The 24,454-nt window shown below is 35.2% G+C and carries 24 protein-coding genes; 9 read left to right on the plus strand and 15 right to left on the minus strand.

All coding sequences use genetic code 11. From position 1 onward, the window contains the following. Positions 1–26: 26 nt before the first annotated feature. Complete coding sequence (locus HN014_RS05955) at positions 27–659, minus strand: 4'-phosphopantetheinyl transferase superfamily protein (RefSeq protein ID WP_176027972.1); 633 nt, start codon at positions 657–659, stop codon at positions 27–29. A gap of 137 nt (positions 660–796) precedes the next feature. On the opposite strand from HN014_RS05955, the gene ahcY reads away from it, so the two are divergent. Next, the gene (gene ahcY / locus HN014_RS05960; protein ID WP_176027973.1) at positions 797–2,113 is read left to right on the plus strand and encodes an adenosylhomocysteinase; all 1,317 of its coding nucleotides are present in this window, start codon (positions 797–799) and stop codon (positions 2,111–2,113) included. A gap of 113 nt (positions 2,114–2,226) precedes the next feature. Here ahcY and HN014_RS05965 read toward each other — a convergent pair whose 3' ends face one another. From HN014_RS05965 to HN014_RS05980, 4 genes are all read right to left on the minus strand, one after another. Continuing rightward, positions 2,227–2,808 carry a DUF3332 domain-containing protein gene (locus HN014_RS05965; RefSeq protein WP_176027974.1) on the minus strand — a complete coding sequence of 194 codons (582 nt, stop codon included), beginning with the start codon at positions 2,806–2,808 and terminating at the stop codon, positions 2,227–2,229. A gap of 310 nt (positions 2,809–3,118) precedes the next feature. Then, a complete protein-coding gene (gene rpmA / locus HN014_RS05970) occupies positions 3,119–3,379 on the minus strand; it encodes a 50S ribosomal protein L27 (RefSeq protein WP_176027975.1) in 261 nt (86 codons plus the stop codon). A gap of 34 nt (positions 3,380–3,413) precedes the next feature. Continuing rightward, a complete protein-coding gene (gene rplU / locus HN014_RS05975) occupies positions 3,414–4,049 on the minus strand; it encodes a 50S ribosomal protein L21 (protein WP_176027976.1) in 636 nt (211 codons plus the stop codon). 97 nt (positions 4,050–4,146) lie between these two features. Beyond that, positions 4,147–4,620: a DUF4199 domain-containing protein gene (locus HN014_RS05980; protein WP_176027977.1), complete on the minus strand. Its 474-nt coding sequence runs from the start codon at positions 4,618–4,620 to the stop codon at positions 4,147–4,149. Positions 4,621–4,783: 163 nt separating this feature from the next. Between HN014_RS05980 and HN014_RS05985 the strand changes: the two genes are divergently transcribed. After that, on the plus strand, positions 4,784–6,109 hold the full coding sequence (locus tag HN014_RS05985; protein ID WP_176027978.1) for a pitrilysin family protein: 1,326 nt from the start codon (positions 4,784–4,786) through the stop codon (positions 6,107–6,109). A gap of 52 nt (positions 6,110–6,161) precedes the next feature. Then, positions 6,162–8,228: a pitrilysin family protein gene (locus tag HN014_RS05990; protein ID WP_176027979.1), complete on the plus strand. Its 2,067-nt coding sequence runs from the start codon at positions 6,162–6,164 to the stop codon at positions 8,226–8,228. Positions 8,229–8,279: 51 nt separating this feature from the next. Here HN014_RS05990 and HN014_RS05995 read toward each other — a convergent pair whose 3' ends face one another. The 5 genes from HN014_RS05995 to mutY all read right to left on the minus strand — a co-directional run bounded on the left by HN014_RS05995 (position 8,280) and on the right by mutY (position 12,848). Then, a complete protein-coding gene (locus HN014_RS05995; RefSeq protein ID WP_176027980.1) occupies positions 8,280–9,158 on the minus strand; it encodes a DMT family transporter in 879 nt (292 codons plus the stop codon). A 114-nt stretch (positions 9,159–9,272) separates the two neighbouring features. Further along, positions 9,273–9,848, minus strand: a complete 576-nt coding sequence (gene gldD / locus HN014_RS06000) for a gliding motility lipoprotein GldD (RefSeq protein ID WP_176027981.1) — start codon at positions 9,846–9,848, stop codon at positions 9,273–9,275. After that, positions 9,826–11,163, minus strand: a complete 1,338-nt coding sequence (gene gldE / locus HN014_RS06005) for a gliding motility-associated protein GldE (RefSeq protein WP_176027982.1) — start codon at positions 11,161–11,163, stop codon at positions 9,826–9,828. The genes gldD and gldE overlap by 23 nt, the downstream gene beginning before the upstream one ends. Positions 11,164–11,190: 27 nt before the next feature. Further along, the gene (locus HN014_RS06010; protein ID WP_176027983.1) at positions 11,191–11,652 is read right to left on the minus strand and encodes a single-stranded DNA-binding protein; all 462 of its coding nucleotides are present in this window, start codon (positions 11,650–11,652) and stop codon (positions 11,191–11,193) included. Between the two features lie 146 nt (positions 11,653–11,798). Beyond that, positions 11,799–12,848, minus strand: a complete 1,050-nt coding sequence (mutY, locus tag HN014_RS06015) for an A/G-specific adenine glycosylase (protein WP_176027984.1) — start codon at positions 12,846–12,848, stop codon at positions 11,799–11,801. 132 nt (positions 12,849–12,980) lie between these two features. Between mutY and HN014_RS06020 the strand changes: the two genes are divergently transcribed. Both HN014_RS06020 and HN014_RS06025 read left to right on the plus strand, forming a co-directional pair. Continuing rightward, positions 12,981–13,271: an HU family DNA-binding protein gene (locus HN014_RS06020; protein ID WP_176027985.1), complete on the plus strand. Its 291-nt coding sequence runs from the start codon at positions 12,981–12,983 to the stop codon at positions 13,269–13,271. Positions 13,272–13,570: 299 nt separating this feature from the next. After that, positions 13,571–15,109 carry a ribonuclease E/G gene (locus HN014_RS06025; RefSeq protein WP_176027986.1) on the plus strand — a complete coding sequence of 513 codons (1,539 nt, stop codon included), beginning with the start codon at positions 13,571–13,573 and terminating at the stop codon, positions 15,107–15,109. A gap of 46 nt (positions 15,110–15,155) precedes the next feature. On the opposite strand, the gene HN014_RS06030 is transcribed toward HN014_RS06025, so the two are convergent. The 5 genes from HN014_RS06030 to HN014_RS06050 all read right to left on the minus strand — a co-directional run bounded on the left by HN014_RS06030 (position 15,156) and on the right by HN014_RS06050 (position 22,632). Beyond that, complete coding sequence (locus HN014_RS06030) at positions 15,156–16,040, minus strand: thiopeptide-type bacteriocin biosynthesis protein (protein WP_176027987.1); 885 nt, start codon at positions 16,038–16,040, stop codon at positions 15,156–15,158. Further along, positions 16,031–18,265, minus strand: a complete 2,235-nt coding sequence (locus HN014_RS06035; RefSeq protein ID WP_176027988.1) for a lantibiotic dehydratase family protein — start codon at positions 18,263–18,265, stop codon at positions 16,031–16,033. Before HN014_RS06035 ends, HN014_RS06030 begins: the two co-directional genes overlap by 10 nt. Positions 18,266–18,750: 485 nt before the next feature. Next, positions 18,751–20,433 carry a S8 family serine peptidase gene (locus tag HN014_RS06040; protein ID WP_176027989.1) on the minus strand — a complete coding sequence of 561 codons (1,683 nt, stop codon included), beginning with the start codon at positions 20,431–20,433 and terminating at the stop codon, positions 18,751–18,753. 199 nt (positions 20,434–20,632) lie between these two features. Then, positions 20,633–20,821, minus strand: coding sequence for a hypothetical protein (locus HN014_RS06045; RefSeq protein WP_176027990.1), 189 nt, complete (start codon positions 20,819–20,821; stop codon positions 20,633–20,635). Positions 20,822–20,949: 128 nt separating this feature from the next. Further along, the gene (locus HN014_RS06050; RefSeq protein WP_176027991.1) at positions 20,950–22,632 is read right to left on the minus strand and encodes a helix-turn-helix domain-containing protein; all 1,683 of its coding nucleotides are present in this window, start codon (positions 22,630–22,632) and stop codon (positions 20,950–20,952) included. Between the two features lie 322 nt (positions 22,633–22,954). Between HN014_RS06050 and HN014_RS06055 the strand changes: the two genes are divergently transcribed. The 4 genes from HN014_RS06055 (at position 22,955) to HN014_RS06070 (ending at position 24,441) form a co-directional block, all read left to right on the plus strand. Beyond that, entirely contained in the window at positions 22,955–23,197 is a 243-nt protein-coding gene (locus HN014_RS06055) for a hypothetical protein (RefSeq protein WP_176027992.1), read from the plus strand. Positions 23,198–23,199: 2 nt separating this feature from the next. Beyond that, on the plus strand, positions 23,200–23,448 hold the full coding sequence (locus tag HN014_RS06060; protein ID WP_176027993.1) for a hypothetical protein: 249 nt from the start codon (positions 23,200–23,202) through the stop codon (positions 23,446–23,448). Between the two features lie 19 nt (positions 23,449–23,467). Further along, positions 23,468–23,713, plus strand: a complete 246-nt coding sequence (locus tag HN014_RS06065) for a hypothetical protein (protein ID WP_176027994.1) — start codon at positions 23,468–23,470, stop codon at positions 23,711–23,713. Between the two features lie 98 nt (positions 23,714–23,811). Next, entirely contained in the window at positions 23,812–24,441 is a 630-nt protein-coding gene (locus HN014_RS06070; protein WP_176027995.1) for a hypothetical protein, read from the plus strand. Positions 24,442–24,454: the final 13 nt, after the last annotated feature.

Raw genomic sequence — 24,454 nt, forward strand, 5'->3', positions numbered from 1 at the left:
TTTTATTTTTTTCACTAAAAATATCCCTATTCTTCTAAGGGTAAGGTAAACACACAGGTAAATCCTTCAAACTCTAAATACCGAACTGTATAATCACTCTCCTCCCCTTTATAGGCTATCTTTCCTACTGTAGCATATGCATCAAAATCAAACGGAGCTATCTGTATATGTTGCTCAAAACTCAATCCTGGTGTTGCATATAGTTTATACAGCGATTCTTTTGCCCCCCAAATTACCGTTAACACTCTGGTTTTATACAGCTGCTGCTCCACAAAAGAACTTTCATAGTTTATAAATTTACGAGCGATTCGCTGTATTTTATCACGTTGTTTTTCTATATCAATCCCTACCGGCTTATCACTAATAATGATTCCTGAAAACTCAAAAGAATGCGTAATAGAAATTTGTTTTCCATCTTTCAAATTTGGTTTTCCTGATGCATCATAATACAAATCAAAATCCGTATACCCTACCACTGCGAGTAAGTGCCGAATACTCATAAAACCTCTTCTATGAATATCCGATTTCATATCATCTACTCTCTGCTGACAATGAGGAGTCAACACAACATCTTTACTTAAAAAATCAAACGATTCATCAATCTTCCAAATCAACACTTTAGTGTGATTATTTACTGTTATAGTTTTGTAAAGAGGCATATATTTTCTTAAAGTTATTATGTACCTTTGCTATCCGGAAATCGCAGCAATTGACGCTGTATTTCCGGGAACGAATTTAGAATAAATTGGAGCGAAATACTAGAAATAAACGCACTATAAAACCAAAATAAACACTTATGAGTACAAAAATAACACCTTATGTACCTTACAAAGTAAAAGACATTTCTCTTGCTGCATGGGGAAGAAAAGAAATAGAGTTAGCGGAAGCTGAAATGCCTGGTTTAATGTCCCTTAGAGAAGAGTATAAGGACACCAAGCCATTAGAGGGTGCGAGAATAGCAGGATGTCTTCATATGACCATCCAAACAGCTGTTCTTATTGAAACTCTTGTAGCTTTGGGAGCAGATGTTACCTGGAGTTCATGTAACATTTTTTCTACTCAGGATCATGCAGCAGCTGCAATTGCTGAAGCAGGAATCCCTGTTTATGCTTGGAAAGGAATGAATGAAGAAGAATTTGACTGGTGTATTGAACAAACACTTTTCTTCGGAGAAAAAAGAGAACCGCTTAACATGATTCTTGATGACGGAGGAGACCTTACCAACATGGTTTTAGACAAATACCCTGAATTAGTTGATGCTATTAAAGGGCTTTCTGAAGAGACGACTACCGGAGTTCATCGCTTATATGAAAGAATGAAAAACGGAACATTACCTATGCCTGCCATAAACGTTAATGATTCTGTGACCAAATCTAAATTCGATAACAAATACGGATGTAGAGAAAGCGCAGTTGACGCGATCAGAAGAGCAACTGACACCATGCTTGCAGGAAAACGAGTAGTAGTTTGCGGATATGGAGATGTAGGAAAGGGAACTGCTGCTTCTTTCAGAGGTGCAGGGTCTATTGTAACTGTAACAGAAATTGATCCTATCTGTGCACTACAGGCAGCCATGGATGGGTTCGAAGTAAAAAAATTAGAAACCATCATAGGCAATGCAGACGTAGTTATTACAACTACAGGAAATAAAGATATTGTCCAGGGGCATCACTTCAAAGCTTTAAAAGACAAAGCGATTGTTTGTAATATTGGGCATTTTGATAACGAAATTGACATGGCTTGGTTAAATGACAATTACGGAAACACCAAGGATGAGATCAAACCACAAGTAGATAAGTATACCATAGACGGTAAAGACATTATCATTCTTGCAGAAGGACGCCTTGTTAACCTAGGGTGTGCAACCGGGCATCCAAGCTTCGTAATGAGTAATTCATTTACCAACCAAACATTAGCTCAGATAGAGCTATGGAACAATTCTGATAAATACAAAAACGAAGTATATATGCTTCCTAAGCATCTTGACGAGAAAGTAGCTAAACTGCACCTAGCACGTCTTGGAGCTGAATTGGAGACACTTCGTCCAGAACAAGCTGAATACATAGGAGTAACTGTAGAAGGTCCTTTTAAACCTGAATACTACAGATACTAATCTAAAACAAACTATTAAAAAAAGCTCTATACTAAAATATAGAGCTTTTTTTATTAGAATAAAGTGTTGCAAAAATGCAATCATATGATTACACCCCTGACTACTGTATTTTATTAATTTGCTTCTGCCAGCAGGCAGTTTTCATACGAAGCAATCTTTCCGTCTAACAATGCCAATCCTTCATTTTTAGAAGCCATTGGATCTATCTTAACTTTTTCTCCATTAGGCAAATGTACTACATAGAACCCTTCTTCAAAAGAAGATAATTTAATTACTTCTCCATTAGGTTTTATAGCACTCCAGGACTTCTTTGAAGGACTATACACCATATCCAACTTATCTCCTTTTCGTTTTCCTTCTACCACTTCTACCTGTAATCTGTTTTTCGTAGCAACCATCTTAAACTTATTCCCATCTTTTTCTACATACTGCACTTCTGTTTCTCCTTCATTCATTGCAATCGGATTGGATCCACTCCAAAACTCGACAACATTAAAAATAATCACATCTCCAATAAAAAAGAGCCCATACACAGGAACGATGTTCAACGCCCAAAATATTAAGTTATCCATAAACTTATTATCCGTAAGACCGTCATTCCAATCTCTCAATTGATTAAAAGCACTAAAGGATCCTAAACAACTAGAAAACAAGATTGAAGCTGATAGCAATGTGCATACTGTTAATTTTCGCATAATTAAAAGGCTTTAAATTTTATTTAAAAATAGTGACTTTCACAGGATATATAAAAAAAGTACTCTTAAAAATTACTTCTTCGATAACAAACCTTGTGATTTTATCAAGCTATTTTTTTCTTTTTAAATATCTTATAGAAAAACAGTTTTCTTCCTGGTTTTATTGCCTCAATCAGCAAGAACTTCTCTCATCTATACTGCAAAAACAACGTAAGCCTTTTCATCTATCAATTCCCCAAAAAATAAAATTCCCTTTCGGTATATCCGAAAGGGAATTTTATTATATATAAATAAGATATTTTCTTATTGCTTATGCCTCAAAAGGCACTATAGAAACATATGACTTATTATCTCTCTTTTTTGTAAACTTTACAACACCATCAACTTTAGCGTGTAAGGTATGATCTTTACCAGCGTATACATTTTCTCCTGGTTTGTGCGCTGTACCTCTTTGTCTTACAATGATGTTACCAGCTACGGCAGCTTGACCTCCGAATATCTTTACACCCAAGCGTTTCGATTCTGATTCTCTACCGTTCTTCGAACTACCAACTCCTTTTTTATGAGCCATTTTCTTTAGGTTTTATGGTTAATAATAAACAGGATTACTTTTCTATCCCGCCGTCTAATCTGTCTTGTAATTCTTTTAATTCATCCCACTTTCCTTCAGCAGCTAATCCAGCTTGCTTTGGCCAAGTGTCAGGTACTTTAGAAGCATAACGAGATCCCGCTGCTACTAAAATTTCTTTTAGTTTTTCTACTTCTGTTCCTGCTAGGTCAGCAAAAGTTACAATTCCTGCATTATTAAATAATTCAGCAATCTTTGGACCTATTCCTTCGATTTTCTTTAAATCATCACCTTTTGCTGCTTTTTTAGGAGCCGCTTTTTTTGGTGTTGCTGCTTTCTTTGGCGCTGCTTTTTTAGCTCCTGAAGTTGCAATACTTTCAATCACAATTTCTGTAAGCGCCTGACGGTGACCATTCTTCACACGGTAACCTTTACGTCTTTTCTTTTTGAAAACAATTACTTTATCACCTTTAAGATGTCTTGTAATTTTTGCTCCTACCTGAGCTCCTTCTATAACCGGGGCGCCTAAAGAAACTGCATCACCATCAGCCGTAAGAAGAACTTTATCGAAAGATACTTTATCTCCTTCTTCTCCTGGTAAACGATGTACAAAAACTTTTTGGTCTTTAACAACTTTAAATTGTTGCCCTGCTATCTCTACAATTGCGTACATAGCGTAACGTTTAATTAATTATAACTATAAAAAATAATGCCTTCCAAAAAGGCAGGTGCAAATATAACGCTAATTAATTAACTGACAAATATTTATTTTATGCTTTTATTGATGAAGATGGAATCGAGTGTTTTATATTCCAACTTTCTTTAAAGAGCTGCATAAATGACAGCGTTAATACTGTGGTAGTTGCAAAGCCCATAACAGCCGCTACAAAAACAACGGTCCCCACACCTATATGATATCTGGTATCCCAACCCGATAACATTTCTGGTAAAAAACTATCATTAATATTAGTTACATATACCGCAAAAAATACCGTAAATATCAAGGTAGCGTTAAATCCTGTAAAAATCCCTCCCATGAAACCTTTTTGATAATCATAAGAGCTTCCTTTATATAGCTTATACACTTTCATTGACTGATACAATCCGAAACCTACAATAATTCCATTTCCCAAACTATATATTGGATTGGTCTGAACTCCAAATAAAGACAAGGTTAAAAAATAAATAATAAGCCCCAGAGCAATCAAAATTCCATATCTAATAGAAATCGCCATTTTTTTCATGATTACTTTGTTTTTAAGTTCCCTTTAAAGATACAAAAAAATCACAATAGACTGTAAATTAGAATCTTACATATTTACCTGATAATATTCTCATGTTTTTAACATATTTTTGCACCAAAATCGATCTCAATACACCAGTTTCGAGTAACTAAAATAATCACAAATGAAAAACAAATTTCGCGCAATTGCTTGTGGGCTTATGATCTTTTCATCGATTAGTGCGCAGGAAGTAACGTACACTGAGTACAATCTAAAAAATGGACTTCATGTAATCTTACACCAGGAAAACAAAGCTCCTGTAGTCACAGTTGGAGTTATGTATCATGTAGGAGCAAAAGATGAAGATCCGAAGCGAACAGGTTTCGCCCATTTTTTCGAACACTTATTATTTGAAGGAACCAAAAATATAGAACGCGGAAAATGGTTTGACATTGTCGCTGCCAATGGAGGAAGAAACAATGCCAACACTACTCAAGACAGAACTTATTATTATGAAACCTTTCCTTCTAATAAACTAGAACTCGCTCTTTGGATGGAATCAGAACGCATGCTCCACCCTGTTATAAATCAAATCGGAGTCGACACTCAAAATGAGGTTGTCAAAGAAGAAAAAAGACAACGTATCGACAATTCTCCCTATGGAAAAATTATATACAGAACGGGGATAAATAAACACTTGTTCAAAAAACACCCATATGGTCAATCCGTTATCGGAAGTATGGAACACTTAGACGCAGCCACCTTAGATGAGTTTATTGCCTTTAATAAAAAATACTACAACCCTAATAACGCTACTCTAGTAATCGCAGGAGACATCAAAATAGAAGAAACTATGAATTTTGTTTCTGACTACTTTGCTCCCATCAAGAATATCTCAGAAAAACCAGTAAAACCTAACATACTGGAGGATCCTATCACTACTGAAATTAACGCTAAAGAATACGATGCCAATATCCGAATTCCAGCAAAAGTTTTGGTATACAGAACTCCTAAACAAGTAGAAAGGGATGCATATGTATTCGATTATATCTCTACAGTCCTAAGTGGAGGAAAAAGCTCCAGGTTGTACAAAAAGATGGTTACGGATAAAAAAATGGCTCTAGAAGTATTCGCTTTTTCGGATGCACAGGAAGATTATGGAACCTACATCATGGCAGCATTACCTCTAGGAGATGTTGGTCTAGAAAAACTCCAGACAGAAATGGATAATGCTATCAATAAATTACAAAATGAATTAATCTCTGAAAGAGAATTTCAAAAGCTTCAAAACAAGTTTGAAAATAAATTTGTCAATGCTAATTCCAGCATCGAAGGGATCGCAAACTCCCTTGCCAGATACCATATATTATACAAAGACACCGACCTGATTAATAAAGAAATTGAAATTTACAGATCCATTACCCGAGAAGACATACAGCGAGTAGCGAAACAATATCTAAATAAAAATCAGCGACTCAATCTGGATTACCTTCCTGGAACTGGAAAATAAAAAAAACATCAATTATCATTATTGATTATCGAATAACAATAAAAACACACAGATGAAAAAAAATATAATCTTTATACTTGCTTGTCTGCTGATCGCTATCAATTCAAATGCTCAGGTAGACCGATCAAAAATACCCGCATCAGGTCCCACCCCTGTTATTAATCTTGGGAAACCACATTCTTTCATCCTTAGTAACGGTATGACGGTATTAGTGGTTGAAAATAAAAAACTTCCCAAAATAAGTATCAGCTTATCCATAGACACCCCTCCTCATGTAGAAGGGGACAAAACAGGAATCAGTTCCTTAACCTCTTCCTTAATGGGGAAAGGAACCCAAAATATGGACAAAAACACTTTTAACGAAGAAGTTGATTTCTTAGGAGCAACTGTCAATGTTGGAACCTATGGAGGGTATGCTCAATGCCTTTCTAAATACACTGACAAAGTGTTTTCTTTATTTGCAGATGCTGCTCTTCATCCAAAATTTACAGAAGAAGAATTATCCACAGAAAAGAAACGAACACTGGAAAATATAAAAGCCGGAGAAAACAGTGCTGTCGAAGTGATGAACAGAGTACGGAACGCTCTTGTTTACGGAAAAAAACACCCGGCAGGAGAGTTTATCACCAAAGAAACCATAAACAACATCAGTTTACAAGACATAAACAAATACTACCGGGATTATTTTGTACCAACAAATGCTTATATGGTTATTAGTGGAGACATCTCTGCAGACCAAGCAGAGAAATTAACCGAAAAATATTTTGGCCCGTGGAAATCTGCAAAAGCACCTTCTTTTGGAATATCTGACATCTCAGACCCCATATACAGGCAAATCAATTTTGTAGACATGCCTAATGCTGTACAAGCTGAAATTGCGGTAGTAAATTCTGCTACGATAAAAATGTCTGACACTGATCATCATGCCGCTCTGGTTACTAATTATATCCTTGGAGGTTCTTTTAGCGGATACTTAAATTTAAATTTAAGAGAGAAAAACGGATACACCTATGGCTCTTATTCTTCCCTTCCAAGAAATAAAAATTACAAAAGTGTCTTTCGCGCTTTTGCCAAAGTACGAAATAATGTCGCTGATAGTGCCGTGGTAGAAATCCTCAACGAAATAAAAAGAATCCGAACAGAAGACGTTAGTGATGAAGTCTTAAAAAATGCAAAGGCTAGCTTTCTTGGAAAATTTATTTTATCATCAGAAGACGAAAAAACTATCGCCAATAGAAGCGTACAAATAAAAACAGAAAAACTCCCTACCGATTTTTACGAAACCTTTATAAATAAAATAAATGCCGTAACGAAGGAGGATGTAAAAAGAATTGCCAACACCTATTTCAACTTAGACAAAGCTCGAATTCTAATTGTAGGGAAAGGAAGTGAAATTGTGCCTGCTTTAGAAAAAACAACTTTTGAAGGAAAGAAAATACCGATACATTTTTTTGACAAATACGCTACTCGAGTAGAAAAACCTGATTACAACAGTGAAGTTCCAAAAGGAGTCACTGCCCAGTCAATCCTGGATAATTATTTTAAAGCAATTGGAGGAAAAGAAAAATTAGCCTCTGTAAAATCCACATTTATTACTGCTACTGCAGATTTCAATGGTGCTGTTCTAGGACTATCAGCCAAATCTACCTCGAAAAACCAATCGTTAATAGCCGTAAGTTTTAATGACCAGATTGCTCAAAAAATAGTTTTTGACGGAGAAAAGGGATACACCATGGCGCAAGGGCAAAAAATAGTTTTTGATGATAATCAGACTGCTCAAGCTAAAAAAGATTCTTACCCTTTTCCAGAACTACACCAAACAGAAGTTTCTTTACTAAAACAAGAACCTTACGCAAACGGAAAAGCATACGCAGTAAAAATAAGTGATAAAAAAACTGCTTATTTTGATACTGTATCCGGCTTAAAAGTCAAAGAAGTAACAGTACAAGAACAAGCAGGACAAAAAATGAGTGTCACTATAGAGTATGGCGACTACAAAGATGTTAATGGCATTAAGTTTCCTTTCACAATATCACAATCTTTAGGTCCTCAAAAAATGGATTTTATCGTCAAAGAAGTTAAAGTCAATGAAGGTGTAAGTCCAGAAGATTTTAAATAAAACAAACATATCATCTATCACAAAAAAGCATCAGTGTATTCTGGTGCTTTTTTATATTCTTTTCCTATTCGCCAAGTACACGCCCAGAATTATAATTCCAGCTGCCATTACCTGCAAAGAAGTAAAAGACTCTCCATCAGCTATCCCCCATATAGATGCTACTACAGGAATCATATAGGTCACCGAAGAAGCAAAAACAGGACTACTTATCTGTACCAATTTATTAAACAAGACCTTAGCTACTCCCGTCCCTACTACCGAAAGCACCAAAAGGTACCCTATACTGGTATACACTCTGGTATCTTCAATAACAGAAACAGTAAAAAAGTCAGAAAAGAGCAATACTAAACAGGATGGAATAATCAACAGAACAAAACTTCCACTCGCAATAGCTAAAGGAGAAATCTGGCTTAGATGTTTCTTTATGATATTAACATTGATAGCATAACAACAAGAAGCAATCAATACCAATCCCGCATACCAATAGTTTTGATGAGGATTGACAGCTGCCCCTTCCCAAATAAGCATCATACTCCCTAATAAACCAACAAACACCCCTATTACCTGATTACTATGAAACCGAAAAGAAAAAACCAAAATTCCAAGCAACAATGTCAACAATGGAGTAGTTGAGTTCAAAACGGAAGCAATTGCACTATCAATTTCCGTTTCAGCAAAAGCAAAAAGAAAAGCAGGAATAAATGTTCCTAGCAAAGCTGATAAAAACACCCACTTCCATAATTCTCTACGAATTGTTTTTATCGTTCTAAATCCTATTAGCAGTAAAAAAAATGCAGCAAACAATGTCCTAAGAGCCCCCAGTTGAAAAGGACTCAAGCCAATCAATGCCTTTTTTATCAATATAAATGAGCTTCCCCAGACTATTGATAAAACAATGAGATATAGCCATTTTTTTTTGGAGTATTCCATGCTGATAAAAGTAAATTAAAAAAATTGATAGCTCTTTTGGGGTAAAGCACATTCTATTTTGCTACAGATATTCACACATTAAAAGTATCACAAAACCCTGCTATGAACAACACTTTATTCATTCCAGCGTATGGTTTCGACCAGCTTTCTCATGTCTCCTTTCATATAATTAGCTGCTGGCAAAATCGAATCGTAATTAGGTCTGGCTTTAAAATAAACAGATCCGCTTATAAAATGATGTACACTATCTGTAGCATAAAACTGAGATTGAGATGCCGCATCTCCTCTTACCTCATAAAACATCCCATAAACCTTATTCTTTCTGTCATCATACGGCTCCTGTAATATTTCGTCTGCCTTTACCACATGCTCCTGTGTTAGGTTTTGCGCATCTCTCAACAAAGAATCCAGATTATTATTAACTTTAAAATACGAGATATACATAGTCGCCTTTAATGTAGGGTATTCTATATTATACCAACAACTTCCTTGCTTCCCCATAGGTTTTACTATCGCCTGTTTATTAACCTCAAAAGAGTATCCGCAATAAGACAATAAGTCAATATAAGAGGGCTTTGGATAAGATAGTTTAAGCATTGCTTTGGGCTTAGGCAGCGTTTCTTTCCCACACGCTCCCAAAAGCAATATAACTGCAAAAATAAAAATGCTATATATCCTTCTTTGTTTCATGTATGGTTACTTTTACTCTTTTTATTCGTTTTTTATCCAGAGATTCTACTGTAAAATCGTAATGCTCCATTGATAAGATTTCTCCTTTAGCAGGAAAGCTTCCTGATATTTCTAATAAAAAACCGGCAATCGTTTCTGCATCTCCTTTATTCTCCTCAAACAAGCTTATATCCCCGTCCAGTTTTAATACCTTATAAAAATCTTTTAAAGCAGTCCTACCTTCAAAAAGAAAATTACGATCATCCAATTTAGAATAAATCAGATCTTCATCATCAAATTCATCACTAATATCTCCTACGATTTCCTCTATAATATCTTCTAATGATATCAGACCACTAGTTCCTCCATATTCATCCACTACAATTGCCAGGTGATTTTTTTTATTTTTAAAATCACTCAACAAATCATCTAATTTTTTATTCTCAGGAACAAAGTACGGATCTCTTAACAGCTTATTCCAGTCTAGCTTTTTATCATTGATATACGGCAACAGATCCTTTACATACAATATTCCAATAATCTTATCAATACTATCTTCATATACTGGTATCCGCGAGTATCCATTCTTTATAATTTCTGGAATGATGGTTTCATACGGAGCTGTTTTATTGATAGCAAACACATCAATACGGGGTCGCATCACTTGTTTTGTATCCGTATTTCCAAAGGATACAATTCCTTCCAGAATTTTTTTCTCCTCTGTTGTTGTATCATTATCAGACGTCAACTCTAACGCCTGAGATAATTGTCCTACGCTAATATTAGATTTTTGTTTTCCTATTTGATTGTGAATTCCTATTGTAACTCGCTGCATAGGAATACTCAAAGGAGAAATACACCAATCCAAAATCTGCAACGGCTTAGCCATCAAATATGAAAATTGCACTCTATTTCTACTAGCGTACACTTTGGGCAGAATCTCCCCAAACAAGAGAATTAAAAATGTAGCCAGGATTACTTCTATCACAAAGCGAAGGTCCAGCCATCCTCTCCAGACAATTGCCATATCCTGAAGATATATTTTCCCCAACGCATCCAAAAGTAAGACAATTGCGATATTGATAAAATTATTTGCTACCAAGATCGTAGCTAACAGCTTCTTAGGCTTACTCAATAACTTAGAAATTACCTTTTGTTTTTCAGAGATTTCTTCTTCCTCTCTAAGATCCGCAGGTGTTAATGAAAATAAGGCTACCTCACTACCAGAAATCAAGGCAGAACAAATGAGCAGTGCTAGCAATAGTATTATATAAATAGCCTGAGCAATATCTATCGTAAGAAATTGTATAAATAAGGGTTCAGGGTCAGGGTCCAAATTCCGTAGGTTTAATTAAACATCGATTTAGAATGGCAAATCATCATCTTCCGCATTTGTATTTTCTACAGAAGAAGTTGAGGGGTTTTCTGTTGCCGCAGGTTGCTGAGGCTGCATCCCGGGCATTGATCCTCCTGGTTGCCCACTCTCGTTTTTAGGCGTTAAAAATGTAAAATCAGTACATTGTATTTCTGTACTATACCGATCTTTTCCTTGTTCATCTTGCCATTTCCTCGTTTTGAGTCGCCCTTCAATATAAATTTTATCCCCTTTCTTCAGGTATTTTTCACATATCTCTGCCGCTTTATTTCTCACGACAATATTATGCCATTCAGTAGAAACCACTCGTTCTCCTGTACTCTTATTCACATAAGAGTCATTTGTAGCCAGCGGGAAGCGTCCAATACAATTACCTCCTTCAAAATAATGCATCTTCACCTCATCTCCTGTATGCCCAATCAGCATTACTTTATTCAATGTTCCAGACATCTTTTTATATTATTAGGGTTCTTTTAAAACGACAAAAAAAAGAAAACGGTATCTTTTTTCCTCAATTTTTTTCACAAAAAACTTCCATTTTCCGTGATTCATCACCTATTTACTTATATGTAAATGTACTAAAAAAGCCGCACACCTTAAAAAAAGGCTTCTATAAAATTCCCTATCAAAATAGGAACCGGATACCTTTCTACATCAGATAGGCGCACTTTCTGCTGAGGTGCGCTTAATAATGGTAAACACTGCACTTGCACCACATAAAACCAAGTATACAAATGTTGGTGTGATAATTTATGAATAACCGCCTCCTCTTTATAAAGAGAGAGTTCATATGTCTGCGCTCCCAGTAACTCCGTAAAAACAGAAGCTTTCTTTAATTCTTCATAAGATATAGGCGCTGACGTTTCTACCAAAGGAAATTCATATAATCCTTGCCAAATCCCTTTTCCTGTTCTCTGCTGCAAAATTGTCTCTTCGTTGGTCTGTATTATCAGATATGAGAAATATCGCTTTTTAATTTTTTGTTTTTTAAGTTTCACAGGTAGCTCTCCTACTTTCTTTTCTTTAAGAGCTACACAATCAGAATCTAACACACACTGTGTACAATCAGGACTCTGTGGCTTGCATTGCAATGCTCCAAACTCCATAATTGCCTGATTATAGGTTGCCGCTTCTTTTACCTCTAACAATGCTTTAGCTAATTGTTTAAACTCTTTTACCCCCTGAGTAGTATTAATAGGTGTCGCTACTCCTAAATACCTGGATAGAACTCTGTATACATTCCCATCCACAACAGGCACTGCTTCATCATAGCAAATAGACGCAATAGCACTTGCCGTATAATCTCCTACTCCTTTTAATAACAATAGAGAAGCATATGAGTCTGGAAATGTCCCCCCTAACTCATCTGCTACGTATTTTGCAGTAGCATGCAGGTTTCTTGCTCTGGAATAATACCCTAAACCCTGCCATAATTTCAATACTTTTTCTTCTGGTGCTGCTGCCAGATCAAATACGGTCGGAAACGCACTTTTAAAAGACAAATAATACGGTAATCCCTGTGCAACCCGGGTTTGTTGCAAAATAATTTCACTCAACCAAATGCTATAAGGGTCTCTGGTTTCCCTCCAAGGCATAGAACGTTTGTTTTCTAAGTACCACAAAATGAGTTTTTTACCAAACTTCATGTTAAAATTTACAATTTTTACAAATTTAATTAGTTAAAGATGATAAATTCATCTTAAGTATTGATATTTTGGATTTTAAATTATTATATTTGCCCCCTCGAAAAATTAAGAAACCCCTAAATTAGTATTATAATGACGAAAGCAGATATTGTTGCAAAAATTTCAGAAAAATTAGGAATTGAGAAAGTAGACGTTCAAGCGACTGTTGAAACATTCATGGAAGAAGTAAAAAATTCTTTAGAAGGAGGAGACAATGTATACCTTAGAGGATTTGGAAGCTTCATCATCAAGACAAGAGCCGAAAAAACCGGACGTAACATCTCTAAAAACACTACTATTAAGATTCCTGCACACAACATCCCTGCATTTAAGCCTGCTAAAGTATTTGTAGAAGGCGTAAAAACTAATGTAGAAGTTAAGTAAGATAATTAATAACCAAAAAAAGAACACACACTATGCCAAGTGGAAAAAAACGTAAAAGACACAAGGTAGCAACGCACAAGCGTAAAAAAAGAAGAAGAGCTAATCGCCACAAGAAAAAGTAGTTTTTTTAACTACTTTTTCCGTTTAAAAAGTTCTTTGACATATGAGATAAAACAATGCATATACCGCTATCCATATGCGGTTTTATCTCAATTTGGAATTACAAAATTCCTGTGAAAAAATTGTTTAATCCATCTGTCTCAACATACTTATTGAGATGGATAAAAATCTAATTGAGAGTGAACAAAGAATTGATCATCAGATCTGGTTCCTCTACAGATTTTGCCTTATTAAAGGATGGAAAACTTATTGAATTACATAAAGAAGAAGAAAATAGCAATTTCTCGGTAGGAGATATTTTTATCGCCAAAATCCGAAAAGCTGTTCCTGGTCTTAATGCTGCATTTGTTAATGTTGGGTATGAAAAAGATGCCTTCTTGCATTATCATGACCTAGGTCCTCAAGTTGCTTCTTTATTAAAATTCATAAAACGTGTAAGCACAGGTAAACTAAAAGATTATTCTCTAAAGGACTATCCTTTTGAGAAAGACATTGACAAACACGGTGTTATCACCGATGTTTTAAAATCAAATCAATCGCTACTGGTACAGATAGTGAAAGAGCCCATATCTACTAAAGGTCCCCGAATTAGTTCGGAATTATCGATCGCTGGAAGATATATTGTTTTAGTTCCTTTTTCCAACCGGGTTTCTATCTCACAAAAGATAGAATCTTCCGAAGAAAAAGATCGGTTAAAACGATTGGTTAAAAGTATTAAACCAAAAGGGTTTGGAATCATTGTTCGTACGGTAGCAGAAGGCAAAAAAGTAGCAGAACTAGACAAAGATTTACAAAATCTGATTGGTCGTTGGGAAGCCCTGTGTAGGAAGCTATACAAGGCACATCATCCTTCTAAAGTATTGGGAGAAATGAACAGAGCATCCTCAATCCTGAGAGATGTTTTTAACGACTCCTTTACCTCTATTTGTGTAGACGACGAGGTACTGGTAGATCAGGTAAAAGATTACTTACAGGAGATTGCTCCTAAAAAAGAATCAATTGTAAAATTACACAAGTCGAATATTCCTATTTTCGAAAAATACGGGATAGAACGACAGATAAAAACTAGTTTTGGAAAAACGGTATCCATGAATAAAGGTGCGTATCTGGTCATAGAACACACAGAAGCTATGCACGTAATTGATGTGAATAGCGGAAACCGATCAAATAAAGCAAAAAACCAAGAAGACACAGCACTGGAGGTAAATCTGATCAGTGCGAGAGAAGTTGCCCGTCAATTACGTCTGCGTGATATGGGAGGTATCATTGTCATTGATTTTATTGACATGAATGATGCAGAAAACCGCAGAACCCTCTTCAATCAATTACGAGAAGAGATGAAGGACGATCGGGCGAAACACAAGATTTTACCGCCAAGTAAATTTGGCCTAATTCAAATAACGCGACAGCGTGTCAGACCTGAAATGAATATTAAAACCCGTGAGATCAATCCTAACGGAGGAAACAGCGAAGTTGAGGCGCCAATAGTTTTAATAGACAAAATCAAGGTTGACTTAGAAAAATTAATCAGTAAAGGACATAAATCGATAACATTGAGTGCACACCCATTTATCGAAGCCTTTCTGACCAAAGGATTTCCATCCATTCGATCCCAATGGTTTTTAGACCATAAAAAATGGATCAAAATAAAACCTAGAGACGCTTACACGTACTTAGAATATCATTTCCATGATAAAGATGGAACATTGATACAATAATATTTTTTAAAAAAACCGGGAACATCATGCGATGTTTCCGGTTTTTTTATGTCTTTTTCTTATAATACATTTCTTTATAATACCGAACCAGTATTCCATAACAGACCATTTCATAAAATCGCTGCCTAGATCGAAATGCCCTGTTTATCAACATGTGAATATAGCTCGATACCAAAGCATCAAGTGATACCGCTAATACAGCTTCGCTATCTTTTTTTACTAACTGCTTTATCGCCTGGGTCATCCTTTCCTCTTTTATCAGTAGCTGATTCTCCAAAAATAAAGACATCTCTTCACCTACATCTTTTGGTGACATAAATTGCCATAGTACTTTTCGATATTTTTTATATTTAATATCTAACTGCCTTCTTGTTTTCTTATCTGCCGAAAACTCATTTAGATATGCTTCATAATTATAAGTAGTAAATGTCATTTTCCTTTCGAAGGAAAACCCAAAACCATCCAAAAACTTATCCATAATCCATATAATAAATAACGCGTATTCTTCCTGATCCTCTACATACTCCAATACAGAAAGCAACATTTCGCTCTCATAAAAAAAAATGGTTTCTGCTTCTTCTATTGTATTTTCTCCATAACGCTCCAGCTCTCGCTGATAGGTATCCATTTGCACCTTGTAAATTTTATTGTTTTCCACATATGGATTTAACACTAAATACAACTCCCTAATTAGTACTCCATAATACTTCGTATCGGTAACACGATAACGCAATCTAATATGAAATTGCGGATCCGTATACCGAATAAAAAACCATTGATCAATCCACTTGTTCTCTAAAGCCTTACTTACAAAAGGTTTTATTACCTCTAAAAGAATGCTATCTGAACTTCGCTGCCCACAATATAATTTATAATATCCCCATTGATCTCCAGGGATAAACGTACGCTGTACATTTGTTTCTAATGACATTCGTTTTTGCTTTTATCTGATGATTTATAAAAAGAAACAATTAGTTCATGCGCATAACTATCCTTTTCTCTTGCTACCAAAGGCATCGCCACATCACTTAAAAACTCTCGTATAATAATATACTTTCGCTTTTTCACCATTGCCCAAAACATCTGCAATGACTCCAATACCTCTAAATGAATCAATAAAACATTATCCCCTTCTACCAATTGCACCCTGTCTGGCATCTGTTTTGCTATCCGCCATCGGGTTATTTCCTCAACCCAATCTTTCTCATTTGTCGCTTCTAATATCTTTTTTAAATCCGCAATAACAATACGCCATCGAGCTCTGGAAACAATTACGTTTTTATACGTTACTCTAGGCAAAAAAGAGCGTTTTTCTGCTATTTCTCCCCATTGAAACCCTAAATAGTTTTGTTTTTGCTGCCCTTGCATGTCACACAAAAAATGATATATCGGCAAAGCGTGAAGGTTTCCATAATTATGCGCATTAGACAAACAGGGAATCACTTGTTTCTTATTTTTTTTAGAATACAATACTAGTTTTCCTTGTCTAACAAACACCCACAAATCTGATATCGGCAGCTGATATGCAGGTGATACACTTGCCCTTCCCAAGTATGGAATTTCATAGGACCTCAATTGTGCTCTTTGAATAATATTTCCTGTTCTAGCTTCTGGGAGGTGTACTATTTCTGCCAAAATACACTCCTCTTCCATCATTTGTTCCTGTGCTGAAATTGTTGTGGCAAATGCCTGCATCTCCTCATCAGTTGAAGAGAAACGACCAAATAAACGAGTAGCTCCCCCACTCACCCCTTTGCATACCAACTGTTGTTTTCCTTCTACAGTTATAAGTTGCACCATCGCAGATAATGTATCTGGTAGTTGCTGCCAATCAACTTCTCTTTCTATTGGAAGTTCGTCTATCGACATACTATAACTCCCATTAGCTTTCTCTAACTCCCGCAACCACCATTCTTCTTGATCTGTCCACTGATAAACAGTCTCTTGTTTTACGCCCGGAACACTTATTCCATCAAGAAAAGGAGTATCATCCACAGCTACCGATCCATAACCTATTCCTGTCTCAGTATCCAATGCTATCGTCAAAGGAACTTCTCTGGTTTCATACCTTTCTACAAAACTATCTTTAAATCGTTCTAATGCCGTTTTTTTTGTTTTAGCTGTAATTGCATAAAAAACAGGAATCATACGCTGTAACATGTATCCTATTCGCTTAGGCACCTTGTTTTTTTCTAATACGGGAAACAAATCTGTTTGAAAAAGATAAGATACTTCCTTATGCAATGGAATCAATTCTCTAATCTCTTTTGTTAACTGCAGGTAATCTTCAATCGAATTTCCTAGTTTCCTATCCAAAATAGCAAGCTTTTCTTTCCACTTATTTATTTTTTCTTTCCAAAGTGTAGCACCAGGTACTAACTGCAACGTTTTTTGCAATTGAGACATAAAATCTGCCCCGGTTACTGTAGGTTCTAATTCGCTAACCAAAATCTGATAATGAATTAATTCCTCTACAAAAGCAGTCGCCTCTTCAATCGTTATATCTCGATCTGTAATCTCTGATGCTAATGTAATAATCGAAGCTCCTTCTTCAGCCTTATTCAATATTTTATCCAGATAAGTGCGCTGCATCACTGCTTCTAAACTATACCTTCTCCTATAGTTTTCATCATACGTATATTCCATATAACGATACTGATCCCCGATACGGTATATACTGCTATTAGGATACCACTTCAATTGTTTGCGAATAACAACATCCTTAGCTAATTCTTGCCCCAAAGCAACCAACACATTCATATCCAATCGCGTAGACCTCTTATATTTTTCATAAGACACAGGAACTATCTCCTCTTCTTCTTGATCGAAGGTTCCCAAAATACAGCCGGCAAATAACCCGAAAGGGGTACATCGGCTACTCATCCGAGAAAGATATTTTATAAAGGTATGCTCCAAACGCCGTGCTTTTTCATCAGAAATCTGATTTCCTAAGACCAACCATTGTTCTAGCTCTTTATACACTACAGGAGATGAAAGATATATTGCCTCTTTGACCACTGCCTGTTTCCATATCAACTGATAATCTTTTATGGAAGATACCCCTTTTATCCATCTCTCATATTGGGTAAGTGGGAGCATAGGGATCCGAATTCCCAGGGTATTAAAAAAAGTATATGGATTATTCAATTTTACCACTAATTCAGGTTTTGTTTTTTAACAAAAATGCTAACATTTTTTCTAATAAACTCTTTCATTTATTTACAAAAAACTTAACAATTAGAAGGAAACTACCTAAAAAAACAAGGTAATTATTTAATTAAGGATAATAAAAAGCTTTCTGATACCTCATTTTTTCCTAAAGCAACCCCTCCCTGTAAACCAATAAAAAACAATTATTTACACTCATTATTTATAGTCCCGACAAGCTTTTCTGAAAAATCTACTGAAACTACTGCTTTTTTAGATCAAAAAAATAAGATTTCCTTGTTAGCTTCTCTAATTTTGATATGTGTTCATTATCTATCAAGATAACGCAAATCAATTAACACTTATATGGGAACGGGAACTACCATTTCCAGAAAGTAACGCTTCATATTATGAAGCAACCAGTTAAGAAAAAGGGAGGAACACCACTGCTTGCAGTGGTGCTTCTTAACTGGTAAAGAGCATCTATACGACACTTATTCAGCCTTAGAAGCTACTTTTTTTTCTGCCATTAACAAAGCACGATACGCATTAGCAATTGACCCTGATTTTGATAAACTCGAAAAAGGCATTTTTTCATTTTTTTCAGCCCCGGGTACAGCCACTGGAAACGTGTATCTCACCCCGGATTTCAAAATAATTTCTTTTATCTCACCAACCTCTAGTGTCGGATAATATTGGTAGAGCAATGCCGCAATGCCACTAACTAATGCTGATGATAAAGAGGTTCCTCTATCCTTTCTATAAGAAGCTTCTGGCACTGTCGTTCTTATCTGATCTCCCGGAGCAAATATATCCACATAGCGATTTCCATAACTGGAAAAGCTCGCTGCCAATTTACTATTAATCAAATAAGAGGATGCTCCAACCATAATAACATTATCTACTACCTCTTCTTTTTCCTTTGTCCCATAATCATTCGGGTAATAGCGATTGGTATTTTCATTAAGGTTCGTTGCTGTATTACCAGCAGATGTCACTACTAAAACTCCTTTTTTTTCTGCATACTCCAAGGCTTCGTCAACCCATTCTGGATGCAAAGAAAAAGCCTTCCCAAAGCTCATATTGATTACTTTAGCTCCCTGGTCAACAGCATATCGTATTGCCAAGGCTATATCTTTGTCATGCGGGTCTCCATTTGCAGATACACATATTGGCATAACCAAAATCCGATCTGAAATTCCTTTAAAATTATCAATAGCACTATTCCTGGAAACTCCTAGCATTCCAGCAACTAACGTCCCGTGTTTCATCTCTGACGCATGTGCTGCTATATTGTGATGCCCATAATTGATATAGTTCTTATTCTCAGGAAATGAATCCACTTCTTTTTTAACATCCCTTTCTATATTTAATAATACAGCTATCCGTTGGTCTGCTTTCTTCTTATAAGACACCACCCACTCTTCTGATAAACTGTTCTTTATACAATCATTCCATAATAAAAGCTGGTATTGCAATGAGTCATTATCAGAATAGCGTTGCTTTAGACTATCAATTCTATCAACCTCCATAACAACTTCTCCAAAATAATGCTCTATGGATCTCTTAGCTTTAAAATAATCTTTATATAGTACAGTTGCATTTTTACGAATTTCAACCGCTTCAGCCATTCTATTTGAATGCTTTTCTTTAGCTTTCAGGTATTCTTGTCTTTGAGCAGAATCTCCATTTTTTTCTCCTTCAGAAAAGATCAAGTTATCCCTAAAAAGTATTCTGGCGTACTCCTGCTGAACAAATTGCATTCCTGACCCATCTTTTTTTCCTAAGAAGTTCCAACCGTGCAGATCATCTATATAACCATTTTGATCATCATCGATTCCATTATTAGGAATTTCTTTAGTATTTACCCATATCTGCTCTTTCAAAGCAGGATGCGCTATATATACCGGCATGTCAATCACTGCAACAATAACCGTATCCCCTCCGGTCATTGACAATTTTTGATATGCTTTATCCAAGCTGATACCTGGAAGACTATCCGCTATTATATCTTTATAATACCATTGCGGTATGTTTTTAATATCTTTTATACTGGTAAGTGTATCTTTCACAACAGACACAGGAAGTGTCGTTTTCTTTAATTGTTGTGCATTTATATTCCAAAAAACGATATAATAAAGGAGGATTATACCGCTAAACCATTTTTTTTTATTCATACTTAACGTTGGATTACCCACATTTAGAAAAAAAAGAGGGAAATCCTCTTTAATACCATAATTTGTAACCTTCCCCCCTAAAAAAACATTCTTTTTTAGCGGTTTTTACATTACAATTGGTATAAATATAAAACTTCGCACATAAAAAATCCCCTATTTTACTCGTTAACTAAGTAAAAAAGGGGACCACTAACTAGCTTTACCTTACGTGGTTTTCTTGTTGTACCACGATAGCAGATGTAGCAATGCATCTAGGTTTATCAGGATCAACCGTATCTCCTCCCCCGTCACCTGCGCCATTTCTACCTCCCCCTCTAACGTAAGACGATTCTATTTTTGATACTTTAAATTTTTCTAATGTTAGTTTTTCTTTTTGATTTTTTTTCATGTTTGCGTGTCTTAGTGATATTGTAAAAGTATTATCTATTGAGGAAAAAACAGCTGTTTTCACCCCTTGCACTTCTCTTGATTCATAAATAAAGACTCATAAATCACATAAAGTCAATATTTTAAAAATCATGAAGATTCCATTTTGCTCAGTTGTTTTATAAAATAAGACGGGTACATTCCGTTCTTTTTCAAGAAAAATTTAGAAAAAGTTTCTGCACTTTTAAATCCTACTTCACCTGCAATTGCTTTAATTGTATATTTTCTAAAAGAAGGATCTTCTTTTAATTTTTCCAAAGCATACTCTATTCTAAGATCATTGAGATATGTCGGAAAATTTTTATCTCTGTAAAAATTAATTGTTTTAGACAGATAACTAGAATTCGTTTTGAATAATTTGGAAAGAGAAGACAGTGTAATGTTTTTATCCAGGAATCCTTTTTTTTGCTCGAATTCTTCAAGGCATTTCAAAATATGTTCTGCAATTTCCTGTGGCACTTCTAAAGTTACCTTATCAGATGGTGGCACGATAACCTCAACTTCTTTTGTATCCTCTTTGAGTATCTGATTAAATTTTTTCTTAAGCATCCGTTGTCGTTGATAAAAATAACCAAGTATTAAAACAAACAATAGAAATAAAGCGCCAACTATATAATTAAGATTTATCTTATCGCTCTCCAACTTTGTAATCAACTCCTCTTTTTCTGCTATCATTTTAGGGATATCAAACTTTTCAATAATCTTCTTACTCAAATAAATTTGATTACTATTCAATGCTTTGTCTAATGCAATCAATTTCTCCAGGTATACTAATTGCTGTTCTTGATCTCCCTGATTTCTATAATATGATGTTAGATAGTTATACGCTTCTCTACTTTCCGGAATTAAGTCTTTGGTTTTCTGAAATATCGTATCTACTTTTTTATAGTATACAATCGCCTGCTCCTTATTCCCTATTTGATCTTGAATTTTTCCCAGATAGTAATAGGCTTCCCCTATATCACTTTGTTTGTTTTCTTTTTCGAAATACTTCAGAGTCTCAGATATTTTCTCTCGAGCCACTGTATATTGCCGATCCCAATAATTAATAATCCCTTCATTCAGCAAAAAATGCTGTACTAACTCTTCGTTCTTTATTTCTCGGGCACTTTGCAATCCTAAGTCATTATAGTAATATGCCGAATCTAATTTCTTTAGGTTTTTATATGAAAAAGCAAGTCCAAAGGTGGAAAGTATCATTGATTGCTTCCCTATCTTTTTCTTGTGTTTTTCTGCAAATACTGCATTGTGTTTATGGATAGATATTGCTTCTTCATATTCCCCCAAACGATCTTTTAACACCCCAATTTTATAATTACATTTATAAGCTACCTCTACATTGAAGAAACGGCTAGCATAGGTATTTCCCATAATAAAATTGTCCAGGGCTTTTTTAAAGTTCCCTTGCTTATCGTATTCTATTCCTTTTACCAAATAAGCCACCGCAGGATATTGAGAGTCTGGTTTTTCTTTTGTGTAGTGTATAATACTATCTGCATACTGGATTGCTTTCTCTCCTTTATATGCCAATGTATACAATTGAAAACCTCCAAGGATATACAAGGTATCTTTTTCTTTTCTCGCTTTCTCAATAAAAGCTGCTACATATTGTTCTTTGATAGCTAAAGATGTTGCCCGACTGAAGCCGGCTCCTAAATCAATATAACTTTTATCTATCAATGATGATGTATCCATATCTGCCTTTTCTTGCAGATGTCCTTTGCTCATAATACCAATACTCAACAAAAGAATAATTACAGTTGTTGTTCTCATACCCCTTTAGAAAATTATAATGTGTGAATTACAGTTTTATTGATTTTCACGGATCAAGATAGGGTATAATTTTAGGACAAAAAAAATATAACCGTCGAATGTAGGGTCAAATACCGTATTTATTATCATACACCCTCTTCAAATATGGATCGTTATTCATAAATCGAACACTCTTAATTCTTAAATACAGACTAACTCCCCTTGCAATCACCTTGTCCCTACTGCTATATTTAGATTGATCAAAATTGTTACGTAACAAAAAAGGAAGTCGCCGAAAATCCTAAAAAGAGTAGGCATCTAAATCAAAATAAAATCACAAATTATGAAAAAAGTAGTTTTTTCTGGGCTTTTAATGGCTGGTGTATTTTCATTGTGTTCTTTTACTTCTTTGACAGAAGAAAATAGCGCATTATCTATCGAAGAAGGAGTTGTTGCAGTTGAAGATGCAGGAACAAGATACTTCACTGAGTCTAATCACACTTTTCCTGACAAGTTTGTTCGTTCTAGAAAGACATGGACAGATCTCACTGATTCTTCTAACGAGCGAATTCTAAATAACTATTAATCATGAGAAAGACAGTTATCGCAGCAACAGCTTGTTTAGCTACATTGACATTGTTCTCTTTTAAGACGATTGAGAACAATACCGCTTCTGTAGAATTAGTAAAAATCAATAGTGCACAAGAAGCTGAGGCTGCTGGTGTAACCCGTTTTACTGAATCGTATAAAGTGCATTCTGATAAATTTAGCGCATACCGCAAAAAGTGGATCAGAGAAATTGCAGCCGAAGGGGAGCAAATATTAAACAATTATTAATCTTATAGCATTAAAAATCATGAAAAAAATCATTTTAACATTAGGTGTATTCGTAGTTACTCTTTCTTTATTCTCTTTCTCTACTATAGGGGATACTTCTGAGACTATTTCTATCGACAACTTAAACGAAGACGTTTCTGAAAGAGCTATCGCAGCTGCAGAATTCGTAAGAGACGAGAAAACATTCCCAGATAAGTTTGTATCAAGAAGAAAAACCTGGACAAAAGAAATCCAGAGTTCTTCTGAGGTTTTGAACAACTATTAATCTGATTAACTAAAGAAAGGTGGCAATATTCATTATGAGGGTTGCTACCTCTCTTCTGAAACTAAGAACGTTATTCTACCAATCACACATCCATCATTATGAAAAAGGTTTTAAAAACATTCTTGCTGATACATTTTTTTATCATCATACTTTCTTCTACTTTTTTATTTCTTAATTCATACCTCGAATTTCATCACAAAACCAAAATAGAAAACCCTGTTGTAAACGGGACATTAGATTATATACTAAACAATCCGATTATAAAAAATTACCGAATCCTAAGCGGTACAAATACCGGATACGGGTTTTATGGAATCAATGTGGCTACAGAAAAGTTTTTTGTGGTAGAGGTATTGGATAAAGATTGTAACAAGATAAAAGAAGTAACCACCTTCGGGCTTCATAAAAAAAACAGTTTGTCTCGATTTCAGGTATTATCTTCCGGGATTTTTAATCTAATTTCTGAAAACAGACATCGAAAAAAAGAACTTAAAAAAAAGCCTTCCAAAGCCTTAGAAGCCCAAGCTAAATTCGATGATAAATATGTAGATAAAATTTTTAAATACGTAGGGCTTACCGCGGCGAAAAACACCAGAAATGCTGCCTATTACAATGTAAAGTTATTAGCTCTCCATCCAAAAGAAATATGGAAAGAAGAGCAGTATGATCAAAAAACGAGCGCATTCATATACAAGCAAATCGAATACGATCTGTCTCAATTAAAATAACCACCTATCACAC

It is taken from the genome of Aquimarina sp. TRL1 (assembly GCF_013365535.1).
In the GTDB taxonomy this organism is placed as follows: Bacteria; Bacteroidota; Bacteroidia; order Flavobacteriales; family Flavobacteriaceae; genus Aquimarina; species Aquimarina hainanensis.